Genomic DNA, 7,870 nt, shown 5'->3' with positions numbered 1-7,870 from the left:
GTTAGTTTGTCTAGCATCTAAAAATAAAAATTGACGTTTCACGTTGTTTGTTTCGTTCAGTTTTCAAAGAACTTGTCTGTCGCTCAGAAGCGACTTTATTAATATAACATTTCGTTATATTTTCGTCAACAACTTTTTTCAATAAGTTGTTTTTCGTTTGTTTCGCTTGTTACCTTTCGTGGCAACGAATATAAATATACCAGTTTGATTATTAAAATGCAATAGTTTTTCTAATAAAATTTTTAACTTAGTAAAAAAGTATAAAAACAGTACATTTCTTCTATATAAATATAATTTCTCACACCATCATGAGCTACTATCCCCACATAGCTCATACTCAAATAAAAAAGCTTTGGAGAAATCTCCAAAGCTTAGTCTTGTTTATGACGCATAGCAGGGAATAATAACACATCACGAATAGACGGTGCATTCGTTAATAACATAACGAGACGATCAATACCAATTCCCAGTCCACCTGTAGGAGGCATACCGTACTCAAGAGCTTCAATATAATCATCATCCATCATGTGAGCTTCATCATTACCTTGCTCGCGCTCTTTCAGTTGCGCTTCAAAACGTTCTTTTTGATCAATCGGATCATTTAGCTCAGTGAATGCATTTGCATGTTCACGTGCAACGATAAATAATTCGAAACGATCTGTGAATCGCGGATCTTCGTCATTCTTTTTCGCAAGTGGCGAAATCTCTACCGGATGACCGTAAATAAATGTTGGTTGGATTAATTTATCTTCTACTTTTTGTTCGAAGAATTCATTTATAATATGACCAACTTCCATTGTATCCTTAATATCTACATTATGTTCTTTTGCAAGTTCACGCGCTTCTTCTACACTCATCGGATTCCAGAAGTCTGCTCCAGAATGCTCCTTAATTGCATCTACCATATGAAGACGTGTCCATTCTGGTTCTAGATTAATTTCATAATCACCATATTGGATTGTTGTTGTACCTAATACTTGCTTCGCAATATGAGCAACCATATTTTCTGTTAGTTTCATAATATCTTTATAATCAGCATACGCTTCATATAATTCAATCATTGTAAACTCAGGGTTATGACGAGTTGATACACCCTCATTACGGAATACACGACCAATTTCATAAACTTTTTCTAATCCACCCACGATAAGGCGTTTTAAATGAAGTTCAATTGCGATACGCATATATAATTCCATATCTAATGCATTATGATGCGTAATGAAAGGACGCGCAGAAGCTCCACCTGCAATTGCATGCATCATAGGTGTTTCCACTTCAAGATAACCGTTGTCATCTAAGTATCTTCTCATTTCACGAATGATCTTACTACGAGTAACGAATGTTTCACGGCTTTCCATACTTGTGATTAAATCTAAGTAACGTTGACGGTAGCGTTGTTCAACATCTTTTAATCCATGATATTTATCCGGTAATGGACGAAGAGACTTCGTTAATAGCGTAAAGCCCGTTGCTTTCACTGAAAGTTCTCCAACGTTAGTTTTGAACACTTTACCTTCAATACCTACTAAGTCACCTAAATCTGCTGTTTTAAATAATTCGTACTCTTCATCTCCAACAGCATCTTTACGAACATAGATTTGAACTTGTCCATGTAAATCTTGAATATGTGCAAATCCAGCTTTTCCTTTACCGCGCTTTGTCATAATACGACCAGCGATAGAAACAGAGATTTCTTTCTCTTCTAATTCTTCTTTAGAGAACTCTCCATATAAGCTTAATAAGTCATTTGTTGCATTTGTACGTTCAAACCGTTTACCGAACGGATCGATTCCTTGCTCACGTAAGTTATGTAGCTTTTCACGACGAACAAGCAATTGGTCGTTTAATTCTTCGTGGTTCATGTTATCCATGGTATTGATATCACTCCAGCTCTATTAATTTTTACAATATATACAGTATAGCATTTTCTACTCAACTAGAAAAACTGCCAGCAACTAACTGGCAGTTCTTCTTTCTTTCACGTAATTATAGGAAGTGTATAGAAGAATGTCAATCTTCCCTATCTATTATTACCCAACGTGAATTGTCTGTTGTTTCGCTTCTACTTCTTCTACAAATGCACCTAATACATTCGCAAGGTCTTCACGCGTATTACAAGCATTGATACCATTGCGTACAGTTGCATTACCTCGAACACCCTTTAAATACCAAGCTGCATGCTTTCTCATCTCTCTTACAGCAACAGTTTCGTTCTTTAAATCGATAAGACGATCTAGATGCAACATACATACGTCAATTTTCTCACGCACTGTCGGTTCCGGCATTAATTCACCTGTCTCTAAATACTTTACCGTACGATAAATCATCCATGGGTCCCCAAGGGCAGCGCGACCAATCATAACACCATCTACACCAATTTCATCAAGCATTCGCTTTGCATCTTGTGGCGTTTCGACATCACCATTTCCGATAACTGGGATGTTTACAGCTTGCTTTACTTGTTTAATAATATCCCAATCCGCTTTCCCTTCATACATTTGTACTCGGGTACGCCCATGAACTGCTACCGCTTGTCCACCAGCACGCTCAACAGCTTTCGCATTCTCAATTGCGAAAATATGATCTGCATCCCAACCAATACGCATCTTAACTGTAACTGGCTTTTCAACAGCATCTACAACTGCTGCTACCATTTCATATATTTTATTCGGGTCTAAAAGCCACTTTGCTCCCGCATCACACTTAATGATTTTTGGTACTGGGCAACCCATATTAATATCAATAATGTCTGCTGTCGTATATTTATCTACGTATTTCGCAGCATCTACAAGAGTTTCTTTCTCTCCACCGAAAATTTGTAAACTTAATGGCTTTTCTCTTTCATCAATATATAACATATCTAATGTTCTTTTGTTATTAAGTAATATCGCTTTATCACTTACCATTTCAGCACAAACTAGGCCTGCACCAAACTCTTTTACTGTCAAACGGAATGCAGAATTACACACTCCCGCCATCGGTGCTAATACAACCGGGTTTTTCATCTCAATATTTGCGATCTTTAACACTCGACTTACTCCTTCCTTCATAGTCACTTTGGCATTAATTCCTCCACCGAAACCTTTAATGCCTTAGCAACTTCCACTACAAAATCTTGGGAAGGCGATCGATTCCCTCTCTCAACTTCACCTAAAACAGATACAGATACCCCTAACTCTTTAGCAAAACCTTCTTGCGTATAGCCTTTTAGCTTTCGAAAAGCACGAATGCGTCTTCCCCATTTTTCTGCTTCCATACCGTTACTCCCTCTCGCCTTTTCATTTCTTCTACTTGTGAACGTGAAATGTTTTGTTTAATATCTTGATTAATCTCTAACAACGGAACGATAACAAAAGCTCTTTCGAACATCCGCGGATGCGGAACAATAAGATTCTCTGCTTCAATATTTTCTTGATTATATAGCAAAATGTCAAGGTCGATGGTCCTCGGACCCCACCTAATTTCCCTTTTTCTTCCTAAAGCATTCTCTACTCTTTGCGTAACTTTCAATAACTCTTGCGGTGATAAATTGGTAGAAATTTTTACAACTAAATTTAAAAAGCAACTTTGGTCAGTATAACCAACTGGTTCCGTTTCATATACAGACGAAACATCCTCAACTTGGATATAAGGATTTTTATTTAGAAACTGAATCGCTTCAGTTAAATACGTATGACGTTCTCCGATATTTGAGCCTAATGCAATGTAAGCTATATTATTCATGGACGTTCTCTCGTAATTTCCACTGCTACAGCACGATAATGCCCAGGTATCGGCGGATCTGGTTTAATTACTTTAATTGTACAACGGAAAATACTCTCATATTGTTTCAATATATCTGCAGCAATATTTTCAGCGATACTCTCTACAAGCTTATACGTTCTATCTTCAACAACTTTTCTACATAATTCGAAAAGCTCTCCATAATTGACAGAATGCTCTAAGTCATCACTTTCTCCCGCCTGCTTCAAATCCAATTCCACCGTTAAGTCCACTTTAAATCTCTGGCCCAATTTATTTTCCTCTGGGAATACACCATGATAACCGTAAAACTCCATATCATGAACATAGATTTTATCCAATTACTTTACCCCCTTACCAATCATCGCGTCCATCATCTTAGCCATACGCGCCATTTCCTTTACATCATGAACACGAACAAACTCACAGCCCTTTTCAATACCGAGACAAACGGTAGCTCCCGTTCCCTCAAGACGTTCCTCTACCGGTAAATCTAACACATGCCCAATAAAGGACTTTCTTGAAGTACCTAACAGCACTGGGTAACCTAATACGTTTAACTGTTCTAAATTACGCATCGCTTCTAAATTTTGTTCAGGTGTTTTAGCAAAGCCGATGCCTGGGTCTAAAATGATATTCTCATCTCTTACACCAGCATCTTTAGCAATTTTAATACTGTCGTATAAATCAGCAACCATATCCGCCATTAAATTACGGTAATTCATGTTATCGCGATTATGCATTAAAATAATAGGTACATTGTAATGAGCTGCAACTTCAGCGATTTTCGGTTCCGCCTTCGCTCCCCAAACATCATTAATAATATGAGCACCCGCTTCGATTGCTTGTTTTGCAACTTCAGCTTTATACGTATCGATAGAAATAGGCAATTTTACTTCTTTTGAAACTGCCTGAATCATTGGAACAACTCGCTTGATTTCTTCTTCTACTGATACTTTAGCAAAACCCGGACGAGTAGATTCACCGCCGATATCAATAATATGAGCACCTTCATCTCTCATTTTTTTCGCATGGTGCACCGCAGCCTCTACCTCGTTGTAACTCCCACCATCAGAAAACGAATCTGGTGTTACATTTAAAATCCCCATAATTAATGTTTTTTCATTTAAGTTCAATGTATATTCGCCGCAGCGCAAATCATAATCCCACTTCAAACTACACATCTCCTCTTCGCAATTCATTTCTGCTCCACAATTTCTCTCTCTGCATGTCATAAAGACTCATAAATCTTTTTGTAACCATACCCACTTTACCCGGGAAATCTCGTCCCTCTATCCGATAAAGTGGAACAATTTCTTGAATCGAATTTGTTACAAAGACTTCATCAGCTGAAAGCAATTCATCTTTTGTAAAGAAGCCTTCCTTTACTTCTATACCTAACTCTTCAGCAACCTTTATAATAAACGCACGAGTGATACCATTTAAAATCCCCGTTTTTAACGAAGGTGTATATAAAATATCACCTTTTACGAAAAAGAGATTCGAAACAATACCCTCTGCAACATAACCTGTTTCAGTAAGGAAAATACCTTCCTTATTCACAACATTTCCAACTTCACGTTTCCCTAAAATGTTATTTAAATAATGATGAGACTTCAAGCGAGACGCACCCTCTGGTGTATTTCTCACTTGCTTTAAAACAACCCCTTCTTTTTCCACTACATCTCCCGGGGCTGCTAAAGGTTTTATAAAAACAATAACAGACGGCTCTTCATACATTTCCGTTTGCAATCCAATTTCATCTATACCCGCTGATACATTAAAACGGACATACGCATGCTCTAATTCATTCTTAACGAGTAGGTTCTTCAAAATAAGCAATACTTCATCTTTCGTCATTGTCCATTTAATTTGCAATGTATTCAGCGCATCTATTAAACGATCATAATGATCATCCAACAAGAAAGGATGACCATTATAAATACGAAATGTCTCAAACACTCCAAGACCATATAAATAACCATGGTCATAAGGAGAAATTCTCGCTTCATTTGCTTCTACATACTCACCATTTACGTAAATTAACACGATGTCACACTTGGACTGTATTTACGAATGAAATTCTGCAACAACTCTTTCCCATGAGAAGTCATAATAGACTCCGGATGGAACTGTACACCTTCAATCGGTAATGTTGTATGACGGAGCGCCATAATTTCCCCTTCTTCTGTCCACGATGTTACCTCTAAGCAATCGGGTAACGTCTCTTTCTTAACGATAAGGGAATGATAGCGCGTCGCAGTAAACGGATTAGGAATATCCGAAAAAATCGTCTTTCCGTCATGATGCATAGGTGACGTTTTTCCATGCATTAATCGTTCTGCACGAATAACCTCTCCACCAAACACTTGTGCAATGGATTGATGCCCAAGACAGACCCCAAAGATTGGAATCTTTCCAGCAAAGTACCGAATAACTTCCATACTAATACCCGCTTCATTCGGACTACACGGACCTGGCGAAATCATTAAAAAGTCTGGTTTCATATTCTCAATATCTGAAATAGTCACTTCATCGTTACGTTTAACAACAAGCTCTTGTCCAAGTTCTCCAAGAAACTGCACTAAATTAAATGTAAAAGAATCATAATTATCAATCATTAATATCATTTCTCTCACCTAACCGTTTCTTCACTACGTTCTTTTGCACGCCATAAAGCAATCGCCTTTTTTAGCGACTCTTTATATTCATTTTCCGGATTTGAATCAATTACAATTCCCGCTCCTGCTTGTACATGTGCTTTTCCATCTTTAGCAAGAAGTGTTCTAATTATAATATTCAATTCTGTATCTCCAGAATAACCGATCCAACCGATTGAACCTGTATAAATCCCTCTGCGAACAGGTTCTAATTCTTCAATAATTTCCATCGTACGTATTTTCGGGGCACCAGTAATTGTTCCCCCAGGGAATACAGCCTTCACTAAATCAAAAGCATCTTTATCTTCATCCACCTCACCACGCACATTAGAAACAATATGCATTACATGTGAGTATTTCTCGATTACCATAAATTCATCTACTTCTACAGTGCCATATTTACAAACACGCCCTAAATCATTTCGTTCTAAATCCACAAGCATGACGTGCTCTGCTCTTTCTTTTTCGTTCTCAATTAATTCTCTTGCTAATTCTTCGTCCTCTTGTTCATTCGTCCCTCTAGATCTCGTTCCAGCAATTGGCCTTGTACTTACTTCGGTTCCTTGTTTTTTAATTAACAACTCTGGCGATCCACTAACAATTTGAAAATCCCCAAGCTCCAAGTAACCCATATATGGAGATGGATTAATTTCACGAAGACTTGTATAAATTTCTAGCGGATGTGTTTGTAACGTTCTTTCTTGTCTTGTCGACAAGTTTACTTGGAACACATCACCAGCTCCAATATATTCTTGAATACATTCAACCGCCTTCATAAAGCTTTCTTCTGTAAAAGCAACTGTTTCACTTTTCTCTTCAGGGCATGCAAACGGTATAGTAATTTCCGGTGATTCTGTTGCCCACAGAACCTTCCATTCACTTAATCGTTCTTTTGCCTCTTCATGCTTATCTACATAATGTGTAATAATCCACAATACCTTTTCTTCTTGATCATACACAAACACATCATCAAATAACAAAAAGAATATATCAGGTATATTAATGTCATCCTCCGCAAGGGAAGGGAGTTTTTCAATATAACGGATGCAATCATAACTAAAGTAACCAATTGCACCACCTTGAAACGGCGGATACTCTGGATTATAGTCTGTTTTCCATCGCTCCATATATTCCTGCATTAAATCTAATGGATTTCCTTGTTTTATTGTTTCCTTACCACTTTCGCTTATATGTAACGTTTCACCCTTCCCTCGGATTACCGCTACCGGGTTCAACCCCACAATGTTATAACGACCGCCACGTCCACTCTCTAACAAAATATGTTGCGGTTTATCCTTAGAAAGAAATTTATATTGCTTAAAGAAATCTAACTGATATGGAATAGAAAGCGCTAAAGATTTTCTTCGTTGCATATCAACACCCCGTCTTCTTTTATCCCACCCTCTTAGATTAACCACTTCAAACTACATTCGTTATGTATAAGAGTAGTTATACTAGAAGGCTAGTGA

9 protein-coding genes are annotated in these 7,870 nt (G+C 37.6%); all 9 read right to left on the bottom strand.

The features are described 5' to 3' along the window. Window positions 1-371: 371 nt before the first annotated feature. Window positions 372-1,871: a lysine--tRNA ligase gene (gene lysS, locus FS742_RS26665; protein ID WP_048526409.1), complete on the bottom strand. Its 1,500-nt coding sequence runs from the start codon at window positions 1,869-1,871 to the stop codon at window positions 372-374. A gap of 159 nt (window positions 1,872-2,030) precedes the next feature. Then, window positions 2,031-3,029, bottom strand: coding sequence for a tRNA dihydrouridine synthase DusB (dusB, locus tag FS742_RS26660; protein WP_144616365.1), 999 nt, complete (start codon window positions 3,027-3,029; stop codon window positions 2,031-2,033). A 23-nt stretch (window positions 3,030-3,052) separates the two neighbouring features. Next, window positions 3,053-3,256 carry a helix-turn-helix domain-containing protein gene (locus FS742_RS26655; protein ID WP_000387029.1) on the bottom strand — a complete coding sequence of 68 codons (204 nt, stop codon included), beginning with the start codon at window positions 3,254-3,256 and terminating at the stop codon, window positions 3,053-3,055. Continuing rightward, window positions 3,208-3,723 (bottom strand): 2-amino-4-hydroxy-6-hydroxymethyldihydropteridine diphosphokinase, encoded by a 516-nt coding sequence (gene folK / locus FS742_RS26650; RefSeq protein WP_144616363.1) that lies wholly within the window; start codon window positions 3,721-3,723, stop codon window positions 3,208-3,210. The genes FS742_RS26655 and folK overlap by 49 nt, the downstream gene beginning before the upstream one ends. Beyond that, entirely contained in the window at window positions 3,720-4,082 is a 363-nt protein-coding gene (folB, locus tag FS742_RS26645) for a dihydroneopterin aldolase (protein WP_000358076.1), read from the bottom strand. Before folB ends, folK begins: the two co-directional genes overlap by 4 nt. Beyond that, window positions 4,083-4,943 carry a dihydropteroate synthase gene (gene folP, locus FS742_RS26640; protein WP_144616361.1) on the bottom strand — a complete coding sequence of 287 codons (861 nt, stop codon included), beginning with the start codon at window positions 4,941-4,943 and terminating at the stop codon, window positions 4,083-4,085. Then, the gene (pabC, locus tag FS742_RS26635) at window positions 4,918-5,790 is read right to left on the bottom strand and encodes an aminodeoxychorismate lyase (RefSeq protein ID WP_144616359.1); all 873 of its coding nucleotides are present in this window, start codon (window positions 5,788-5,790) and stop codon (window positions 4,918-4,920) included. Before pabC ends, folP begins: the two co-directional genes overlap by 26 nt. After that, the gene (gene pabA / locus FS742_RS26630) at window positions 5,784-6,371 is read right to left on the bottom strand and encodes an aminodeoxychorismate/anthranilate synthase component II (RefSeq protein ID WP_144616358.1); all 588 of its coding nucleotides are present in this window, start codon (window positions 6,369-6,371) and stop codon (window positions 5,784-5,786) included. Before pabA ends, pabC begins: the two co-directional genes overlap by 7 nt. Window positions 6,372-6,376: 5 nt before the next feature. Continuing rightward, a complete protein-coding gene (gene pabB, locus FS742_RS26625) occupies window positions 6,377-7,774 on the bottom strand; it encodes an aminodeoxychorismate synthase component I (protein ID WP_144616356.1) in 1,398 nt (465 codons plus the stop codon). Window positions 7,775-7,870: the final 96 nt, after the last annotated feature.

Source organism: Bacillus cereus, assembly GCF_007678085.1.
Classification (GTDB): domain Bacteria; phylum Bacillota; class Bacilli; order Bacillales; family Bacillaceae_G; genus Bacillus_A; species Bacillus_A cereus_BE.
This window is presented reverse-complemented; position numbering and strand designations above follow the sequence as displayed.